General features: G+C 46.7%; 15 protein-coding genes. 3 read left to right on the plus strand and 12 right to left on the minus strand.

Annotated elements, in window-relative coordinates; genetic code table 11:
- Positions 1-8 precede the first annotated feature (8 nt).
- Positions 9-1,139, plus strand: coding sequence for an acetylornithine deacetylase (argE, locus tag CWI82_RS07715; protein WP_407681425.1), 1,131 nt, complete (start codon positions 9-11; stop codon positions 1,137-1,139).
- Here the strand turns inward: argE and rnhB are convergent.
- Positions 1,117-1,695, minus strand: coding sequence for a ribonuclease HII (gene rnhB / locus CWI82_RS07720; protein ID WP_130203080.1), 579 nt, complete (start codon positions 1,693-1,695; stop codon positions 1,117-1,119). The genes argE and rnhB overlap by 23 nt on opposite strands.
- Before the next feature lie 82 nt (positions 1,696-1,777).
- Between rnhB and CWI82_RS07725 the strand changes: the two genes are divergently transcribed.
- Together CWI82_RS07725 and CWI82_RS07730 are read left to right on the plus strand one after the other, a co-directional pair.
- Positions 1,778-3,325, plus strand: a complete 1,548-nt coding sequence (locus CWI82_RS07725; protein ID WP_092854358.1) for an AbgT family transporter — start codon at positions 1,778-1,780, stop codon at positions 3,323-3,325.
- Positions 3,326-3,331: 6 nt separating this feature from the next.
- Positions 3,332-4,117, plus strand: a complete 786-nt coding sequence (locus CWI82_RS07730) for an SDR family oxidoreductase (RefSeq protein WP_092854356.1) — start codon at positions 3,332-3,334, stop codon at positions 4,115-4,117.
- Here the strand turns inward: CWI82_RS07730 and CWI82_RS07735 are convergent.
- The 11 genes from CWI82_RS07735 to CWI82_RS07785 all read right to left on the minus strand — a co-directional run bounded on the left by CWI82_RS07735 (position 4,107) and on the right by CWI82_RS07785 (position 20,155).
- Positions 4,107-6,365, minus strand: coding sequence for a ligand-binding sensor domain-containing diguanylate cyclase (locus CWI82_RS07735; protein ID WP_130203081.1), 2,259 nt, complete (start codon positions 6,363-6,365; stop codon positions 4,107-4,109). The genes CWI82_RS07730 and CWI82_RS07735 overlap by 11 nt on opposite strands.
- Before the next feature lie 20 nt (positions 6,366-6,385).
- Positions 6,386-7,045 carry a two-component regulator propeller domain-containing protein gene (locus CWI82_RS07740; protein WP_130203082.1) on the minus strand — a complete coding sequence of 220 codons (660 nt, stop codon included), beginning with the start codon at positions 7,043-7,045 and terminating at the stop codon, positions 6,386-6,388.
- Between the two features lie 41 nt (positions 7,046-7,086).
- Positions 7,087-7,851, minus strand: a complete 765-nt coding sequence (locus CWI82_RS07745) for an EAL domain-containing protein (protein ID WP_130203083.1) — start codon at positions 7,849-7,851, stop codon at positions 7,087-7,089.
- Positions 7,852-7,977: 126 nt separating this feature from the next.
- Complete coding sequence (locus tag CWI82_RS07750) at positions 7,978-9,546, minus strand: dihydrolipoyllysine-residue acetyltransferase (RefSeq protein WP_092854350.1); 1,569 nt, start codon at positions 9,544-9,546, stop codon at positions 7,978-7,980.
- Positions 9,547-9,558: 12 nt separating this feature from the next.
- Entirely contained in the window at positions 9,559-10,536 is a 978-nt protein-coding gene (locus CWI82_RS07755) for an alpha-ketoacid dehydrogenase subunit beta (RefSeq protein ID WP_092854348.1), read from the minus strand.
- Positions 10,536-11,735, minus strand: a complete 1,200-nt coding sequence (locus CWI82_RS07760) for a thiamine pyrophosphate-dependent dehydrogenase E1 component subunit alpha (RefSeq protein ID WP_092854346.1) — start codon at positions 11,733-11,735, stop codon at positions 10,536-10,538. Before CWI82_RS07760 ends, CWI82_RS07755 begins: the two co-directional genes overlap by 1 nt.
- 86 nt (positions 11,736-11,821) lie before the next feature.
- Positions 11,822-12,877, minus strand: a complete 1,056-nt coding sequence (astE, locus tag CWI82_RS07765; RefSeq protein ID WP_325049924.1) for a succinylglutamate desuccinylase — start codon at positions 12,875-12,877, stop codon at positions 11,822-11,824.
- Complete coding sequence (locus CWI82_RS07770; RefSeq protein ID WP_092854344.1) at positions 12,877-13,605, minus strand: DUF599 domain-containing protein; 729 nt, start codon at positions 13,603-13,605, stop codon at positions 12,877-12,879. The genes astE and CWI82_RS07770 overlap by 1 nt, the downstream gene beginning before the upstream one ends.
- A 78-nt stretch (positions 13,606-13,683) precedes the next feature.
- Positions 13,684-16,860 carry an efflux RND transporter permease subunit gene (locus CWI82_RS07775; protein ID WP_130203084.1) on the minus strand — a complete coding sequence of 1,059 codons (3,177 nt, stop codon included), beginning with the start codon at positions 16,858-16,860 and terminating at the stop codon, positions 13,684-13,686.
- On the minus strand, positions 16,853-18,070 hold the full coding sequence (locus CWI82_RS07780; RefSeq protein WP_130203085.1) for an efflux RND transporter periplasmic adaptor subunit: 1,218 nt from the start codon (positions 18,068-18,070) through the stop codon (positions 16,853-16,855). The genes CWI82_RS07775 and CWI82_RS07780 overlap by 8 nt, the downstream gene beginning before the upstream one ends.
- Before the next feature lie 123 nt (positions 18,071-18,193).
- The gene (locus CWI82_RS07785) at positions 18,194-20,155 is read right to left on the minus strand and encodes a monovalent cation:proton antiporter-2 (CPA2) family protein (RefSeq protein ID WP_130203086.1); all 1,962 of its coding nucleotides are present in this window, start codon (positions 20,153-20,155) and stop codon (positions 18,194-18,196) included.
- Position 20,156: the final 1 nt, after the last annotated feature.

Raw genomic sequence — 20,156 nt, forward strand, 5'->3', positions numbered from 1 at the left:
TTATTCAAATGTATCGCGATCTTGTCGCGATTCCTTCCGTGTCCTGCCTCGATCCAAGTTGGGATACAAGTAACAAGCCGGTTATCGATAAATTGGCAACATGGCTCGAATGTCTCGGTTTTCAAATCGATGTTCACGAATTAGACCATCAGGCTGGTAAATTTAATCTGCTTGCTCATTACATTCCCGAAGATGCTGAATCGGGCGGCTTAATGTTAGCTGGACACACCGATACAGTACCATGGGACGAAGGCCGTTGGACCCAAGACCCGTTTAAACTGCGTGAAGATAATGGCCGTTTATATGGTCTTGGTACGGCTGATATGAAAGGCTTTTTCGCGTTTGTTATTGAAGCGCTGCGGAGCACTGACCTCCGCCAATTGAAAAAACCACTCTATATTCTTGCAACCGCCGACGAAGAAACGACCATGGCCGGTGCACGAGAACTTGATGCGTTTGGTCATTTAAAGCCCGACTTTGCCGTCATTGGCGAACCAACTTCAATGACGCCGGTGATTACCCACAAAGGCCACATGACCGAAGCCGTACGTATTACCGGAAAATCAGGACACAGCTCAAACCCTGCGGCGGGTATTAACGCTATTGAAGTCATGCATGATGTCATCACTGAACTTCGCGGAATACAAAAGGAGTTTCAGCAACGCTATCACGACGACGCTTTTGAAGTACCTTACCCAACGCTAAACTTCGGAGCAATTCACGGTGGTGACGCCGCCAACCGCATTTGCGCGTGTTGCGAGCTGCATATTGATATGCGCCCTCTACCAGGGATGAATATAACTGAGCTATACGGCTTAATTGATCAACGGTTAGCTGAAGTTAAAGCGCAATATCCAGGTGCTGTATGTCTTGAACACATGCATGAACCCGTGCCTGGCTATCGTTGTGACAAAGATGCGGAAATTGTGCGTTTAGCCAGTGAACTAACCGGTAACGCAGCTCAACCTGCGAACTACTGTACCGAAGCGCCATTTGTGCAAGCGCTCGGTTGCCAGACTATTGTGATGGGTCCAGGCAATATTGCGCAGGCACATCAACCGGATGAATTTATCCAAATCGATGAAATTGCACCTGCACAAAACCAACTACGTGCTCTTATTCGTCAGGTGTGCATGTAGCCGCAAGATGCCGCGCTACGGGGCCAAAGCTTTTCCGATGAACCGGACACGGCCCATGCGCAGCAAGCGCTTCTAAATGTGCTTTGGTTGGATACGCCTTATGTTTGGCGAAATCATAATGTGGATAGAGTTCGTGCCACGCCAACATTTGGCGGTCGCGTTCTACCTTTGCCAGAATCGACGCCGCGCCAATACATGCTTCAATCGCATCGCCACCGACGATTGCTTCTGCCGGAACATTTAATTGTGGCAGTTTATTACCGTCAACGAGTACTTTGTCGGGTTGCACCGGCAGCGCTTCAACCGCTCGCTTCATCGCTAACAGCGACGCCTGGAGAATATTAAGCGCATCGATTTCGTCCGCATCACATTGCGCGATCGCCCAATATAGTGCCTTTTCTTTTATTTCGACGCTTAGCGCTTCACGCTTTTTTTCAGACAACTTCTTCGAGTCGTTAATTCCGGCGATTGGGTTATTCGGGTCAAGTATGACCGCAGCCGCTACTACGGGTCCGGCGATAGGCCCGCGCCCTGCTTCGTCTGTTCCACAAATCATGTTTTTCGTCTTGTTGTTGCTGGTTGATACGGTATGATACTTTCGTCTCATACATAATAACAATACAACAAGGGGTTTCCTCATGAGTGATTCGAACGACTCAGGTACCTTTCTCAACCGCATGCTTGATAAGGTTGAGAAAGTCGGTAATAAGCTTCCTGATCCAGCGGTCATGTTTTTTGGCTTGCTGATCATCGTTTGGGTATTCAGTTATCTGCTTTCTGGCATTGAATTCGACGCTGTTCACCCGCTTACCGGAGAAAATGTCGGCATTACGAATTTGCTAGCCGGCGACCAAATGGCAGACTTTTTAGCCAACATGGTTGGTACTTTCATGGGGTTTGCACCCTTAGGCGTGGTGCTTGTCGCTATGTTGGGTGTCGGTGTTGCTGAGCGCAGTGGCTTTATTAACGTTGCCATTAAACTCATGCTGAACGTCACGCCGAAAATGTTATTAACCCCAGTATTGATTCTGGTAGCCATCGTTAGTCATACGGCTGTAGATGCTGGTTATGTTCTAGTTATTCCGTTGGGCGGTGTGATTTTCTATGCGGCTGGTCGGCATCCACTAGCGGGTATTGCGGCTGCCTTTGCCGGTGTTTCTGGCGGCTTTAGCGCAAACTTTGTGCCGTCGGCAATCGACCCGTTATTACAAGGCTTTACGCAAAGCGCGGCACAGATTCTCGATCCAGCCATTCAGTTAAACCCATTGAATAACTATTTCTTTACCGCAGCTTCATCAATCGTTGTGGTTATTGTTGGGTGGTACTTAACTGATCGCGTCATTGAACCACGCCTACAGCGCACTGCTCGCATTGATGGTGATCAAGAAGATATGCCAGCACTTGATGATGTTACTCCGCGCGATCGTAAAGCGTTTTATGCGGGTGTGCTGACTATGGCGCTAGGCCTCGTTGCATTGTATTTCGCTGCTTCTGCCGAGAATACACCTCTAGCGGATGCAAGCGGTGAGTTAGCATCATTCACTGCCCCGCTTATGCAAATGATCGTCCCGTTGATTTTCTTGCTGTTTATTATCCCGGGCATCGTGCATGGGTATATTTCTGGTAGCTTCAAGAACTCACAAGACGTCATAAAAGCGATGTCGAAATCAATGGAAGATATGGCCTACTATATGGTTATGGCGTTCTTCTGTGCCTTATTTATTAAAGCTTTCGGCGATTCAAACCTCGGTACCCTAATATCAATTAAAGGGGCTCAATTCTTAAGTTCGCTGCAATTAAGCGGCGGCGTGACCATGGTAGGTATTATCATTTTGGTTGCGTTTATCAACTTGTTTATTGGTTCTGCCTCAGCCAAATGGGCATTGATTTCACCAATTTTTGTACCGATGTTGATGCAGCTCGGTTATTCACCAGATTTAACCCAAGCGGCGTATCGTGTCGGTGACTCCATCAGTAATATCATCACCCCATTGTTGCCTTACTTCCCGCTCGTGGTGTTGTATTGCCAGCGTTATGTTAAGAGTACCGGTATCGGTTCATTGGTTGCCATGATGTTGCCGTTTACATTGACGTTATTAGTCGTTTGGTCAGCCTTCTTAATCATTTACTGGATGATTGGTATTCCGCTTGGCTTCCAAGCAAATTACGTTTACCCAGCAGGCTAATAACTCATGAGTTACTTCCAAGGTAAAACCGTTTGGCTAACCGGTGCCTCTTCAGGCATCGGTTTAGCCATGGCGCAACAATTGGCGCATGCCGGTGCTCACTTGATTCTGACCTCGCGGCGCCAAGATGCACTTGAACAGGTACGTCAATCACTGGCGCATCCTGAACGCCATCAAGTATTAGCGCTTGATTTGAGTCAGCCCGAACAGGCGGCAGCTCAAGCTAAGGAGATACTCGGTGACCAAGTGATCGATATTCTCATCAACAATGCTGGTGTTTCACAACGCTCGCTAATTTTAGAAACCGATATGAAAGTGTATCGGCAACTGATGGAAATCGATTATTTTGGTGTCATTGCGCTTACCAAGCTGGTGTTGCCCCGAATGGTCGAGCGTCGCTCTGGGCAAATCGTGACTGTTTCAAGCGTCGCCGGCAAAGTCGGAACCAAACTACGCAGCGGCTATAACGGCGCGAAATTTGGCGTTATCGGTTTTATGGATTCACTACGCGCTGAAATGGCACAGTACGGTTTAACCGTCACATCCATTTTACCTGGCTTTATCAATACGCAAGTGGCACATAATTCATTAACTGGTGACGGCTCTGTATTGGGTCATGAAGATCCGGATAATGCCGGCGGTATTTCAGCCGAAGAATGCGCACGCAAGTCACTCGAAGCGATTGCGAAACAAAAAGCAGAAGTAGTGGTTGGCTCAGGACTCTCAAAGCTTGCCCCGTTTCTACAACGCTTTTTCCCAGCGCTTGTGCGACGCATGATCGCTAATCGGTAACGATACAATTACGTCCCTGCTCTTTTGCCAGATATAGAGCTCTGTCAGCATGTTTTAATAACTCTGCAGAGCTCTCTTCTTTACTTAATTCCGTAACACCAATACTGACTGTAATTCTCGCTTGCTCAAACTTGGCAATACGTAACTTTTCAATCGCCACGCGAATCCGCTCAAGCACTTGCAATGCATCGCTTATTCGTGTTTGTGGGAAAATAATCGCAAACTCTTCCCCCCCCCAACGGGCAACGCCATCAACTTCACGAACAAGGCTCTGTAGCAGCTTTGCGACGTGCTTCAGCACTTCATCACCGCCCGTATGTAAGTAGGTATCGTTAATTTGTTTGAAATAATCGATATCAATAAGCGCCACACTCAATGGTGTACCATAGCGGCGGCTATTGTGTAATTCATGATCGAGTTGCTGGTCAAATGAGCGACGATTCGCCAGCCCTGTTAATGAATCTCGCAGAGCCATCGCTTCAAGCTCTTGTGTCTTTTTCTGAACTAAGCGCTGTAAACGGCGTTTGGTGTATTGCAGCGTACGAATACGCAAGTGCAACGCAATACTCACGAACGCAATCACGGTTAGTGAGAAAGTAAACCAAAACCATGGCTGTTGATAAAAGAATGCTGATTTGTGTAGGGTAAAACGCGTGGCTTCAGACCAATCCCCACCCGGATAACGACTGCGCACCATAAACTCGTAATCGCCCGGCGGTAGCGCAGTGTATGCCGTTTCTAATTGATTGCCGCGGTTAATCCAATGCAAATCATAACCAACTAGCTTAACTTGATACAGCAAGGCTTCCGGCATGTGATAGCCGAGCGCAACATAACGAAACTCAGTGCGTGTATTACCTGCTTCAATTCGTTTATCAGTCCCTAGTTCACCGTTATCCGTCGTTATCGACTCAATAATCGGGGCCGGCGCATGGCTGTTGTATTCTGCTACCACTCGTGGGTCGACCATCACTGCACCAAGCGCAGATGCAAACCACAACCGTCCATGCTTATCGATAATCGACGCCGGTCCTCCAGTAGTCAGTTGTCGACTGACCATGCCATCAACCTCGGTGAATAACTGGTAGTTAATGGTAACCCGATTATCAATCATCCACTTTTCAAGGTCACTCTTTGCGATACGCAAAATGCCTCGTGCACCGCCAAGCCAGAGGTTATCGTCAGCATCAAAATTAATCGTAAAGGTCTTATCAAAAGGCAAGCCGTCGCGACGCGATAGCCATTGCCAATCATTTCCATTTAAAGAACGCGACAACATACCGTGATCGGTGGCAAACCAGATACGATTATTATGAAAGGTGCCTGAAAAAATGTTGCTCGCGCCAGTAAATGTGGCAAGTTCAATAGGTTCTGGCTGCCAAGTCCCGTCGCTTAGTGGGCGGAAATAACTTAAAGATTGTGTCGAGCTCACCCATAATGCGCCATTGCCATCAATAGTAACCGACGACACAAAATCAGCCGCCATACCATCAGCAACAGTATAGTGGCGCACTACATCGAGCGAACCTAGCGAGCTTCTGACCAAATATAATCCTTTCGCTGTGCCAACCAAGATCAAATCGGTTTGCGACATAGGTAAAACGACGCGTATTTCATTGCTCGCAAGGCCGAGCTTTCGATTCAAACGGGCAGTAACTTTGCCGTTGGTCAGCTGAAACAATCCTTCCGTATAACTGCCAATATAGACAACATCAGTGTCGCCATGAGCCAGACTTAGCACCGATAGTGCGGCAAGTTGAGGGTCGCCATTAACGGCTTCAAAAGCGATAGCGCCACTTTCACTGCTGAGTTGACGACTGATACCATCATTTGTGCCCACCCAAATATGCCCAGCGCTATCGGTATTAACCGAACGAACGTATGCACCTCTAAGGCCATGATTTGGCGTAAAGCTGCGGAACAAAGCTTCACGTATCTGAACCAGCCCACCGTGAGTCCCTATCCAAATGGTGCCATTTTGTTCTGTGAAAATATCAAGAACGTGTGAGTTAGGAAGTCCATTTTCAATACTGAGCCAGTCTTCTGAATCATGACAAAGTCGGCCGATACCGCGTGCAAACGTACCAATCAACAAACAACCATCGCTGGCTTCACTGAGGGCGGTGACACGATCTTTCATCGGATATGGCCAAGCCTCAAAATCATCAGCCTCGGGTGCTAAATAGAACAACCCATCATCATTTGCGACAATCAACGTTCCGTTATTAAGCCTTGTAAATGCGCGCACCTGTGCTTGCGAGATTGAGTCTACCGAAATATAAAAGAATCGGTTTTTTCATCGAAATACGCGGCGCCACGGCGAGTTCCGACGTACAGTCGCGCGTCATGTTCGCCGGTAGTAGGTGTCGCAAATAATCGAAAGGTAAAATCAGTGGGAAGCCCGTCGGCTGTTGTATAGTGCACTGCGCTACCGTTATCAGATAATCGATAAACGCCCTTCGCGGTTGCCGCCCAGCGAATATTATTGTGGTCAACAATAGTATCAAACACAAAATTGGCGCCAATAACTTGCGGCGTCCAAGATTGCTTATCGTAAGTCACCACACTTCCTCGTGGCCCACTAAAAATAAGCTTTTGCTGTAACGCATCGTATTCAACACTTAATGCGCCTGATTCACGCATTTTCGTGACTGTCGTATCATCGTAAATTTTGAACGACCGACCGTTATAGCGAACCGGGCCTTCCCATGTTGCTAGCCACAAATAACCTTCCTGCGACTGGGTGATGCGGTTGATTGAGTTATGCGGTAATCCATCGCGTGTATTCCAGCTACGCAAAGCGTACTGGTTTAGAGGAATTGAGGATTGTTCTAGGGACTGACTGAGAGGGAGTGATTGAAAAGATGCGAGCGTAGTGGTACTCAATATGGCAGCAAGGCCAAGTATCCCCAAACGCCAAAAGTGCATTTTCTACACTCCCTGTTTTATAATTTTTATTGACCATTTATCTACAACGAATCAAATGGCACCTCTGCCAGTTCTTCAAGTTCTGGCTTAGCTAAATAATACCCTTGAAACAAGTGAATACCAAGATTTAATAGGCAATCTAATTCAGCTTGGGTCTCAACACCTTCAGCTAATACTTGTGAGCCTTGAAGTTGGCAAATTTTTACAACGTCTCGAACCACCTTTTGCTTTTCTTCACATTGCTCAATGTCACGTATTAACAACATGTCGAGTTTTAAAATGTCAGGCCGCAAATCAGTCAGCCAATCTATTCTGGAAAAACCTGAACCATAATCGTCAATGGCCGTTTTAAAGCCACGTTTAGAGTAACTGCTAAAAATACGCTGAAGATGATCCTTATCTATAATTTGCTCACTTTCAGTTACTTCAAATATCAATTTTGTCAAATCAAAATCATACATATCCGCCGCTTCTATAGTGGCTTTAATACATGTTTCGGGGTTATAAACAGCATTTGGTAAAAAGTTGATATTCAAGTAAGTCTCGCATCCTAAACGCGCTGCTGTTTCAATGGCTTTTACTCGGCAGGCTTGATCGAAGTAGTAACGATTATTTTCATTTATTCGTTCAAATACCCAACCCGCGCCCTGTCCCTCGGGGCCTCGCACTAAAGCTTCGTAAGAAACTATTTGCTTCTTCTGCCAATCCACAATGGGCTGAAACGCCATGCGAATTTCGAATCCTAAAGACACGCCACTCAAGCAGTCTCGGCAGGTTTGTTGCTTTATCGAATCAGGAAAGTCCATAGTTGCCTTTACGTTTAATGAAGCTAGTCAACAGTTATCGTCACATATACGCAGAGCTTTAGCAATTTAGTTTAATTATTCATAAAAAAAGGCCAGCAGAGCCGGCCTTTCTAATACCTGTTAGCATTATTTCATGTGCACTAACATGCTGGTAGGGTCTTCGAGGAACTCCTGCCAACGTTTGTTAAAGCGCGCAATAGTTCCACCATCGATAATACGGTGATCACCAGACCAACTTGCAGTCATGATCTTACGCGCGACCACGTTGCCATTTGCATCGAACCGCGGCAACTCTTGCACTTTACCAAGCGCAACAATCGCGGCTTCAGGCTTATTAATGATAGGCGTTGCCACCGTACCACCAATCACCCCAATATTTGAGATAGAAATCGTTCCACCCTTCATATCTTCTTGAGCGACGCGGCCTTCGCGAGCAGCTTGAGTCAAGCGCGTTACTTCTTGCGCAACCTCGATAATGCTCTTGTTTTGCACTTGCTTCACATTCGGAACTAACAAGCCAATTTTGGTATCGACAGCCATACCAATGTTGTGGTCGTCAAAATACGTGATTTCTGTACAGTCCTCATTCACCTGCGCATTCATCACAGGGAACTCTTTTAACGCAAGCGACAATGCTTTGATAAAAAACGGCATCATGGTGATGCGAATGCCGTCGTCGGCATAACGTTCTTTTAATTGCTTTTGCAATGCCATTACGTTGGTCAAATCGAATTCATCGGCGTAGGTGAAATGCGGAATGGTGCTTACCGATTTCATCATTTGTTTCGCCATAGCTGCTTTTACGCCGCGAATTGGTTCAACACGCGTACCGCCTGCTTTCGTTTCTGTTACAGTGGCAGTATTTGCCGCAGCCGTTGCTGGCGCAGCTTGCTCACCATTGGCGAATGCTTCAACATCCTCTTTCATGACGCGACCCTTCGCGCCGGAGCCTGACACCTGGCTGATATCTACATCAAGCTCACGTGCACGACGGCGCACTGCTGGGCTCGCAATCGCTTTCCCTTGACGCGCAGCCGTTGGCGCTACAGCACTTCCAGCTTGCGCGTGTGTCGCAGTTGAAGCAGATGATGAACTTGGTGCTGCTGGTTTTGATTCAGCAGACGTTGTGTTAGTTGAACTGCCTGCAACACGAATCGCAAATAATGGCTCATGCACCTTAGCAATATCACCTTGCTTGTAATAAAGCTTTTCAACGACACCATCTTCTTTTGCGGGTATTTGCACCAAGGCTTTATCGGTCATCACATCAACAACCGGCTGGTCTTCTTTGATGCTATCGCCTTCTTTCACTTGCCATTCAACGATTTCGCACTCAACGATACCTTCACCGATATCAGGCAAAATAAAGTCGGTAACGCTACTTTCAGTATTGTTTTGCGCTGGTGCTGACTCTTGTTTCGGCTCAGGTGCAGACGGCTTTTCCGCCGTGTCTCCTGCACCACTATCAATTGCGAACAAAGGCTCATGAACCTTGGCGATATCACCTTTTTCGTAATATAACTTCGCAACAACACCATCTTCTTTGGCCGGGATCTGCACTAAAGCTTTATCGGTCATCACATCAACAACCGGCTGATCTTCTTTAATGCTGTCACCTTCTTTAACGAGCCACTCAACGATCTCGCACTCGACAATACCTTCGCCGATGTCTGGTAAGATAAAATCTTTACTCATATCAAAGGCCTCTTAGTAAGTCATCGAAGCTTTAATGGCTTCGTATACTTTTAAATGATCGACAAAGTATTCTTTCTCGTGGCTTAACGGATACGGCGTATCTAAACCACATACGCGAGCAATTGGCGATTCAAGGTACAAGAAGCATTCGTCTTGAATGGTTGCCGCCACTTCACTCGCAAAGCCACCAGTAATTGGTGCCTCTTGCGTGATGACTAAACGACCCGTTTTGCGGACTGATTCAGCAACGGTTTCAACATCCCACGGAAGAATGCTAACCAAATCGATTACTTCGCAATCGATGCCGTCGTTGGCTGCCATTTCAGCTGCTTTCTCGGCCATTTCAACCTGTGCACCCCAAGCAAGAACGGTAATATCTTTACCTTCTTTCACCACGTCAGCTTTGCCCAGCTCAAGCGTGTACTCTTCTTCTGGAACTTCACCAACCGACGCACGATAAAGACGCTTCGGCTCCATGAACAACACTGGGTTCTTGTCGAAAATAGCGCTCAATAACAAGCCTTTTGCCATGTATGGGTTACGTGGCATAACAATCTTCAATCCAGGTGTATGCGCAAAGTATGCTTCTGGTGACTGTGAGTGGTAATGACCACCCGCAATGCCGCCGCCGTACGGCGTACGAATGGTTAAACCACCCACATCAAATTCGTTACCAGAACGATAGCGAAATTTCGCTGATTCATTCACGATTTGGTCAAATGCAGGGAAGATATAGTCACCGAATTGAATTTCGGCAATCGCATAACTACCTTGCGAGGCTAAGCCATTGGCAAAGCCTAGAATACCTTGCTCGACAAGTGGCGTATTGAAGTTACGGTGACGCCCGTACTTCTCAGTTAGTCCAGAAGTCGCGCGGAATACGCCACCAAAAGCACCGGTGTCTTCACCAAAGCTATAAACTTTGTCGCTTTTCGCCATAGCGATATCAAGCGCATTATTGATGGCTTGTAAGAGATTCATCTTGGCCATTATTTGTCACCTCCATCAATACGCGACGCAGTTTTCGGATAAGCTTCCGGGTATTTGCGGATATGCGCTTTTAGCGCCTCAAGCTGCTTCTTGAGATGCTTAGGTGGGGTGTCATAAACGTCTTCAATGATTTCATCAATATGCGGCACAGGTACGGTTTCTGCAGACTTCAATGCAGCCAATACCGCAGCCTTTTTCTCATCGTAATTCTGCTGCGCTTCTTCTTCGCTAATCCAGCCTTGGTTTTGTAACCATTTTTGGAAACGTACAACCGGATCTTTAGCGCGCCACGCATTCTCTTCTTCGCGTGTACGATAACCCGTTGGGTCATCCGAGGTTGAGTGACCCGCCATACGGTAGCTCATACCTTCAATCAGCACTGGCTCGTTTTCTTCTACGGCTAATTTACGCGCTAATTGCGTCGCTTGATATACGGCAAATACATCGTTACCGTCAACACGAATGGTCTTCATGCCATAGGCAACACCGCGCGGTGCAATGCCATCACCAGCATATTGTTCGCCCTGCGATGGCGTCGAAATCGCATAACCGTTGTTACGGCAGAAAAATATAGCTGGTACTTTGTAAACCGCGGCCATATTCAATGCGGCATGGAAATCACCTTCAGAAGCAGCACCTTCACCAAAGTAACAAATCGTACAGTTGCCTGACTTGTCCATTTTTTGGCCATAGGCGTAACCAGTAGCCTGAGGAATCTGAGTTGCAAGTGGCGAGGCAATGGTCATGAAATTGAGTTCAGCACAACCGTAATGCACAGGCATTTGGCGACCTTTACCAAGATCACGTTCGTTCGAGAATAGCTGATTCATGAACTGCTCAACCGTAAAGCCACGGAACGCTAATGCGCCTTGCTCACGGTATTGTCCCATGATCATATCTTGATCACTCAGAGCAGCCGCGGAACCAATACTGGCCGCTTCTTCACCAAGTGAGGACAGGTAGAAACTGATCCGGCCTTGGCGCTGCGCAGCAATCATGCGCTCATCCAAAATGCGGATAAATTGCATCGTGTCGAAAATCTTCAGGGCGAGCTCTTTGTCCATTTCTGGCTGCTCAGCACCTTTACGAATGGTACCGTCCTCTGCGAGGATTTGTAGCATTGGAATCTTCAGCGCCGAACCGTCAATAAACTGCGGTTTGGTCACGATGTCCAACTGATGTTGTTTATCTTTCGCCATAACTTTCTCGTTCTAAGAAAAATTGCGCACACTTTACCTTTACGTCAACTGACATGCAAACAAGGTGCGTCATAAAAATCTAAAAATCAGACCAGTTTCAGGTTCTCAACTGGCATCGGTACAACAGTGAGTAAAGCACGTTGCCCCAGGGCTACTTTCGCATTAGGGAAGATAATCCGCTCACCCGGCTGTTCCACTGTATATTCATTCTCACCGTCTACTGCTAACAAGTGTCCCAGCTCGAACTCGGTAAAGTTAGCAACGTCATCGGCAAAATTGAGACGGAAGTCTTCAGCCGTTCGGTCAATAGAACGACTTACGTCATAAACATGGTGACGGTTGCTATCGAAAGCCGGAAGATCAATTTCAGTTGTACTAATAAGTTTACGGAACATGGCATCGGCGTCAGCAAAGCGACTCATGTCATTCTCACCAAACGGCCGAACTTTACCCAATTCTACCGTGAAAGCGTCAGCTTGGTGTTCACGAACACTGTAATAGCTGAATGTCGTGGTTGGCGCTTGATTCAATAAGATCGTGTCAACACCACATTCAGCTAAATAGGTTAGCTGCTCCATTTTGTATGGACCACCGTGCGTAAATGGATAAACCGCGAACTTTTCGTGCGCTGAATCACGAATTGCCGTATGTAAGTCGTAATGATAGCGGCGCTGTTGTTGATAAAAACGCGTGACGTATTGTTCAAGCTTAGCGGCGCGTCGATGTTCTGGAGTATTCCCCTGTTTATGAGCACCACTAAACAATCGATTCATATTCACATCAATAAACCGGGTACCATTCACAATCGCTGCTGGATTAGCAATTAGAAATAAAGTTCGATGTGTCACCTGTAGCTTGCCGGCAAGTATATCTGTCAGCATATCTCGCACAATTTCGATAGGCGCCGTTTCATCGCCATGCACTGCGCAAGAAAAAATCACGTCTTTGTCGCCGGGTTGATCAGGTTCTACTGCGATAACACCCGCATCCCAAAATTCGATTTGGGTTGCGCCGACACGCACTGATTTCCCCACTAAAGTCTCGCCGTCATAAGGCCCAAGTACATCCGGAAGGTCAGGCAAAACCTTCCCAGTTGCTTCGAAATAACTCGCAATCGTCCACTTCAGTACATCAAGTGTCACTATGATTCTCCATTATCTTTAATTGGGCCTGGCTCCCAGCCTTTGGTGGCTAGTAGCGCTCTTAATACTTTTGAGCGGTATTCACGCCGATATAAAACCAGTACGACAACCGCAGTTGAAGCAATAAATAAGTATGGGTGAATAAACCAACACAGATAAGCCAAAGCAAAGTAATACGCACGCAAACCGTTATTGTATTCATGGCCAGCTTGATCAATGACCTTGGCAGTTTGGCGTGCGAACACTTCGCGTTGCTCATCGGTGAAATCGGTCGAGCGATATTGCGGCGCCGCCCCCATCAGTACTGAGACAAAACCAAATTGCCGAATTGACCAGGTAAATTTAAAAAACGCAAATACAAACAACAAGGATAGTACGGCTAATTTGAATTGAACTTTATCTGGCGCGGTATCTGCGGTGTAGGGAATTGAATGTAGTACTTCAACCACTTTATCGGCTGACGCCAGCAAGGTTAGTACACCTGCGAGAACCAAGACTGTTGATGATGCAAAAAACGTGACGGTTCGCTCGACATTTCCAAGTAATGCAGCATCAGCAATCTGGTGTTCTTTACGCGTTAAGGTGCGCATCCAATCGATACGAAGTTGGCGCAAGATGTGTGACAGACTATAAGTAGTGCGGGCTCGCAGACGTGCAAATTGGGTGTAGATAACCCAAACAGACACAAAAAATACCAATGCGAGAATATCGATAAGCGCCAAATTCATGCATGACCTTCCTGTGACTAAAACGCTAGCAGCACAATTGCTGCTAGCGTCAATTAGTGTAAGGTCAATAGTTTAACATTATGTGACAGAGTTTTGTTGTTCTGATTTCGGTTCTGGCGGCTTGGTCAGACCATACCAGCTCAACATCGTTTTCATACCACGGCGCGTATCATTAAGAATCAAGTACAAACTCGGTACCAATAGTAACGTGATCACAGTGGCAAATAAGATACCGAATGCAAGTGATATTGCCATTGGAATGACCAACTTCGCTTGCATACTCTTCTCAAGCACGATAGGCACCAAACCGAAGAAGGTCGTCAACGAGGTCAATATAATGGCACGGAAACGCGCCACGCCAGCTTCAGCGACAGCTTTGCGTAAGCTTTCACCGTCAGCACGTGCACGGTTGACGTAATCCACCATAACCAGTGAGTCGTTCACGACAACACCCGCCAAAGCAATAATCCCGAATAAACTCAAAATCGAAATTGGCATGTCTAAAATCCAGTGGCCAACAACTGCGCCTATCATACCGAACGGAATAACCGACATGATAATGAGCGGCTGACTATAAGACTTCAGAGGCACGGCCATCAATGCATAAATTGCAAACAATGCGAGAACAAAACCAAGCGCCAGTGAACTTGTTGCTTCTGCTTCATCTTGTGACGCCCCTTCAAGCTGGAACCCAACTGATGGATAACGGTCAAGAATTGGCTGAATTTTGTCTTCACGAACTTGACGAACGATATCAAATGGTTGCACTTTGTCTTTATCGACACGAGCACGCACATTCACCGAACGCTCACGATTAATACGTGTAATCGTGTTGTAGCCTTTGGCGAAACGCACATCTGCCAGCTCAGTGAACGGAATCAATGAACCATCAGCAGTGCGCAATTTCATGTCTTCTAGGTTGCCGACCGACTGACGCTCCGATAGCGGATAGCGGACCATCACCTTGACTTCTTCATCGTCACGCTGAATCCGTTGCGCTTCTGCACCATAGAACGCATAACGCACCTGACTTGCAAGCTCCTGCAAGGTAATGCCCATAGCGGTCGCTAACGGTTTTAGCTCAAGAATAATCTCATCATTGCCCTCACCGAAGGTATCTTCAATATCAAACACGCCATCAAATTGGGCAAGATCTTGCTTCAACAAGGTCGCCGCTGCAGCAAGTTCTTCGAGGTTTTCACCAGTGAGCTGGAACTCAACGTCAAAACCACCACCACCGCCGATGCTTCCTTGGAAGTTCAGTGCTTTCACGCCAGCAATTTCTGGCGTGCTTTCGCGCCAATTATTGATGATTGCGAAACCATCCAGATTGCGATCTTCACCTTTCTCAAGCTCAGCGAATACGGTTCCGCTGGTGGTTCCATTCATCCACACGTTGATGTGCTTGATAATGTTTTCACCATTTTCTTCTTCGGCTTGCTTATCAACATCTATCAGTGATTTTTCAACCGCCTGCAAAGTACGTATCGTGGCTTCCTCAGAAGCACCCGGTTGCATGGTTACATTCGCCTGAATGAAGTCGCTTGGAATATTCGGGAAAAATACCCAACGCACGGTACCGCCAGCAATGAGGCCGATGGCAAGAATGAATAGCCCAATAAACGCAGCCAAGGTGGTGTAGCGATAATGCAGACACTTTTTCAAGAATGGCTGATAAAAGTTCTTAGCGAAATAAAGCAATCCGTTAGAAATTTTATTACGCACCCGTTGAAAGCCATTTTGCTTTTCATTGCCGCTTTTCGAAAATTTCATGTGGGCTATGTGCGCTGGCAGAATGAATTTTGATTCAATTAAGGAAAACGCCAAACACAAGATGACAACCCAAGCGATTGATTCCCAGATTGCGCCCATACCGCCTTCAACCATCAGCATTGGAATGAAAGCTACCATCGTTGTGAGTACGCCAAAGGTCGCCGGCATAGCGACCTTTTTAGCGCCAATAACAACGTTATCAATCGACTTACCGTTCTTTTCTATCTCGGAGTAGGCACTTTCACCGATAACTATGGCGTCGTCCACCACTATGCCGAGCACGAGTATAAACCCGAACAACGAGATCATGTTGATAGAGATATCGAACATCGGTAGTGGCATGAGTGCAATTGTGCCCAAAAAGCAAAGCGGAATGCCGATCATGACCCAGAACGCGAGTCGTAACTGCAAGAATAACGCTAGCATAATGAAAACCAACGCTCCCCCAAACAGCATATTGTCTATCATTAAATCGAGGCGACCTTGGAGGTAGTATGATGAATCTCCCCAATGCGCTATTTGAATTTCCGGTGGCAGCTCTTTTTGTTTACGGTCGATATAATTTTTAACTAGTTCAGCTGTTCTTAAATCGTTTTGATCACCAACCGAATCAACTCGCACAAAAGTCGCCATCTTTCCATCAAATTCCGTGAAGCGACGACGCTCAATAAAGGCATCTTGCACGGTAGCAATATCGCCTAGCGTCAAACGTGTGCCGTCTGGGCGCTTAATTAAAACAATTTGTTCAAACTCATCACCAACATAAGCCTGGTTATTTGCGCGGAGTAAAATATCGCCGTTGGGTGTCCGAATTGAGCCACCTGCGACATCCAACGAGGTGCCACGAATGGCCGACACGATATCTTGAAAGGTTAAGTTGTACCGCTGTAAATCAGCTTCCGAAATCTCGACCGAAATTTCATAGTCTCGCGCGCCGACAACTTCAACTTTGGTAATCCCGCCAATGTCTTTAATATCGTCGCGAATCTGTTTCGCAAGCTCTTTTTGGGTTGCCTCACCGACATCACCAAAAACACTAATCCAAATCACCTGGCGTTGTGGTCGAATCCGATAAATATTGGGTTTTTCAATTTGCTGAGGGAAGCTTGGAATTGCATCAACCAACATTTTGATTTCGTCCATGACCACTTCAACGTCATAGCCGCTCTCTACTTCGATTGAAACTGAACCATTGCCTTCACGTGCTGTTGAAGTAACCCGCTCGATGCCGTTTACGTCTTCAATGGCATCTTCAATTCTGACTAAAACACCCTGTTCGACTTCTTGAGGTGCTGCCCCGGGAAACGGCACCTGAATACTGATGATATTAAGCTCGATTTCGGGGAACATTTGCTTGCGCACCTGCCCCACCATGAAAATACCCGTAATAATGATAAGCGCCATTAACAGGTTGGCGGCAACAGAGTTGTTCGTCCACCAAGCGATAATGCCTCGTTTTGGATCGATATCGTACTTACTCATTGTCGTTACCTGCTACACCAGCGGTTTGCGTTTCTTTCGTTTCCTGTTGTTTGATCACTGGATCACCTGGAATACGCACTTTCATACTCGGTAAAGCATTCGACAGTTGGGTTAGCACAACCAAATCGCCACTTTCTAAACCCTTATTAATGACAACATGTTGCGCTTCTGAACGTACAATATTCACTTCACGCTGCTCTAAGCGACGCTCATCGCCGACAACCCAAAGTGTATTATTAATTGACAGTGCGTAACGTGGTACACGAAACACTTGCTGTGCTTCAATGCCATCAATCACCAACTCAACAAAACGCCCGAATCGCAGTGGAACTGGATGACGGTCTGACTGTTGGTTATACGGGTCTTCAACTTCCACCACCCCATAAATTACACGGCTATTTTGATCGAGCACTCCTTCACTACGCACAAGGTTACCGTGCCAAGTATACGTCTCACCTGCTACCTCACTAGTTAAGGCAACATGTGGATATGCGCCATCATGGTTCGCGTCAGGGAGATCAATGTAAGCTAAATCACGGTCGCTAAGCGGGACTCTGATTTCTGCAACTTCTGAACCATACAAAGAGCCGACCTGGGTGTTCATTGTGAGAAACTGGCCGATATCAACGTTTTTGTTTTGCAAAATACCTGCGTATGGCGCGCGAATCGTCGTTCTGTCCAAATCACGCTGCGCCTTGGCGACTGCAGCCTCTGCCGATTGCACGGCGGCCACAGCGCTAGCAACTTGTGGTTCGCGAATACCTAAGGCTGGAATCTCACCCATCTGGAGCGATTCCCATTCGTCTTTGGCCACTTTTGCCCGTGCACTTTCCTCTGCCAATGCTGCTTTTGCTTGCGCCAATGAAGCTTTAGCACTCTGCAAGGCAACACGATAGTCGGCCGGGTCGATCTGAATAATGACTTCACCTTTGTCGAAGAATCCACCGTTCACAAAGTTCGCAGAAATTTCGATAACTTGACCACTGACTTGCGAAACAAGATTGGTCATGTGTTTCGGCCGCACATTACCTTGCCCCTCGACTTCAAAGCGAATATTTGCAGGCTGCACTTCAACAACTTCGACCAACACTGGCGGTCGTTCATTGCTTCGTTGTGGAGGCTGTGGACGCAATGCCGTCATTAATACCAGAAGCAAAATTGCAATGAGCAAAATGAGTGGGGGTAATAGTGCGCGTTTCTTGAAAGCCATAACTTCCCAGTTCCATAGGTGAATATTCTGAAGATAAATTTCTTGGCTTATAGTATGACGAATTCTTGTCTAAGCCGTTAGTAACAATATGTTAGCAGTTGTAAACAAGACCACTTGCCATGTTTAACCGTTTAACAAATAACTCTCACCAGCTTCTATAGCCCGCGGGCCGCCAGAGAGTAATACAATGTCATCCGTCATTAATTCGAAGTCGCCATGAACTTCTGTAAATTCTTGCTCACCACGACGCACCGATTTTATTTGTAGATTCAAGTCATCAAGGCCCAACTCGATCAATTTTTTACCGCATGCGAAGGCATTTTTAGGCAGTGATACTGCATGGAGAAACTGCAACCTATCAAGTTTTTCAGGATCCATATCTGTCGTTTCTCCAGGATAGAATCCATGCATGTCGCCGTAATGTGAACGCCGCGCGTGATCCAGTCGTGAAAGGATTTTGCGAATCGGTACACCAGAGCGACTGAGAATTTGCGAAACCAACATCAAGCTCGCTTCGAGAGTATCCGGCACGACTTGGGTGGCACCTGCCTCCATCATAGCTTTCAGTCGCACATCGTCGCGACTGCGAACAATAATTTCAGCATGTTCATTAAGATTTCGGATTGCTTTGAGTACATCAATCGCACGTTCGTCATCGGCAAAACTGATAATGATGAGTTCCGCTTCATCTGCATGGACAGCGCGCAAAATATCGCGGCGGATGGCATTACCAAAGAATACTTTTTGACCACCAGCAACCGCTTCTTGAACCCGCTTAGCATCATGATCAATGGCTAAATAATCAATACCTTCGTTCGTTAAAAATCGAGCGATTGTTTGGCCAACGCGACCAAACCCGAGAATAAGAACGCGAGAATGCTCATCCGTAGGATACGGCAGATTATCTTCTTCTGGTTGTGTCGTCGGGCGAATAATATAACTCACGAACGATTTACATCGTTGAATAACTAATGGCGTTAGTGCCATGCCAAACACGCCGACACCAACCAAAATTGAAGCGGTGGTTTGATCGAATAACTTAAAGCTCAATGCAAGTGATGCCAGCACAAAGCCGAACTCTCCCATTTGGAACAGCATCAACCCTGAACCCCAAGCATCTTCTTTGCGCTCGCCCATTAATCCGGCAAGAACTCGGACAATCACTAACTTGACAACGCCAACGCCGAGGACAATGCCAATAATCCAATGGATATTTGCCACAAACACATCAAGATCTAACTGCATGCCTACAGTAATAAAGAATAGGCCCATCAAAATGTCGCGAAATGGTCGTATATCCGCTTCTAATTGGTGCTTATATTTACTTTCACCAAGCATCATACCGGCTAAAAACGCGCCTAATGCCATTGATAAGCCAAACAAGTGCGTCATACCACCAGCAACGAGGGCTACGAGTAATGTTGCCAATACAAATAGTTCGTCAGTTCGCAACTTTGCGATTTCACGAAACACATGCGGCAATACCCACTTACCAATAGCCATCAATACCAGAACTACTCCCGCTCCCTTCAATAAGGCATAACCAAGGCTCTCCCACATCGAGATATCACTGCTTGATGCAAGTAACGGAATAACAATCAACATGGGGACGACAGCAACATCCTGGAACAATAGGACTGCGACCGTCATTTGACCTTTCTTTGACGTCAGTTGTGAAGACTCACCCAGTTGTTTAATGACAACTGCGGTTGATGAGAGTGCCAGCGTACAACCGATAATAAACGCACTCACCCAGTCTTCAACAAAGTAAACAGCGAGAACCGCGAACAAAGTCGTACAAATCACAACTTGCCCCGCGCCGAGGCCAAATACCTGACCGCGCATCGCTATCATTTTTGGCAACGAGAATTCGAGACCGAGTGAAAAGAGTAATAGGACTATGCCGAGTTCTGCTACAAAGTGGTATTCGTCCGGATCAGCAATCCAGCCCATAATATCAGGGCCTGCGATGATACCAGCCGTTAAATAGGCCAAGATTGCTGGTAGTTTGACTTTTCGAAACGCCCAAACCAATACGACAGCAATAGCCAACAATAATAGAATATCAGTAAACCCGCTATTCACG

Origin of the sequence: Pseudidiomarina tainanensis (assembly GCF_004214835.1) — a bacterium.
GTDB lineage: Bacteria > Pseudomonadota > Gammaproteobacteria > Enterobacterales > Alteromonadaceae > Pseudidiomarina > Pseudidiomarina tainanensis.

Excerpts from the sequence above, each read along its gene's own strand:
- argE (WP_407681425.1), top strand. The coding sequence starts at position 9 with ATGTATCGCGATCTTGTCGCGATTCCTTCCGTGTCCTGCCTCGATCCA.
- CWI82_RS07770 (WP_092854344.1), bottom strand. The coding sequence starts at position 13,605 with ATGAATTTGGCGCTTATCGATATTCTCGCATTGGTATTTTTTGTGTCT.
- CWI82_RS07750 (WP_092854350.1), bottom strand. The coding sequence starts at position 9,546 with ATGAGTAAAGATTTTATCTTACCAGACATCGGCGAAGGTATTGTCGAG.
- rnhB (WP_130203080.1), bottom strand. The coding sequence starts at position 1,695 with ATGATTTGTGGAACAGACGAAGCAGGGCGCGGGCCTATCGCCGGACCC.
- CWI82_RS07740 (WP_130203082.1), bottom strand. The coding sequence starts at position 7,045 with ATGCACTTTTGGCGTTTGGGGATACTTGGCCTTGCTGCCATATTGAGT.
- CWI82_RS07780 (WP_130203085.1), bottom strand. The coding sequence starts at position 18,070 with ATGGCTTTCAAGAAACGCGCACTATTACCCCCACTCATTTTGCTCATT.
- CWI82_RS07730 (WP_092854356.1), top strand. The coding sequence starts at position 3,332 with ATGAGTTACTTCCAAGGTAAAACCGTTTGGCTAACCGGTGCCTCTTCA.
- CWI82_RS07760 (WP_092854346.1), bottom strand. The coding sequence starts at position 11,735 with ATGGCGAAAGATAAACAACATCAGTTGGACATCGTGACCAAACCGCAG.
- CWI82_RS07775 (WP_130203084.1), bottom strand. The coding sequence starts at position 16,860 with ATGAGTAAGTACGATATCGATCCAAAACGAGGCATTATCGCTTGGTGG.
- CWI82_RS07725 (WP_092854358.1), top strand. The coding sequence starts at position 1,778 with ATGAGTGATTCGAACGACTCAGGTACCTTTCTCAACCGCATGCTTGAT.
- CWI82_RS07745 (WP_130203083.1), bottom strand. The coding sequence starts at position 7,851 with ATGGACTTTCCTGATTCGATAAAGCAACAAACCTGCCGAGACTGCTTG.
- CWI82_RS07755 (WP_092854348.1), bottom strand. The coding sequence starts at position 10,536 with ATGGCCAAGATGAATCTCTTACAAGCCATCAATAATGCGCTTGATATC.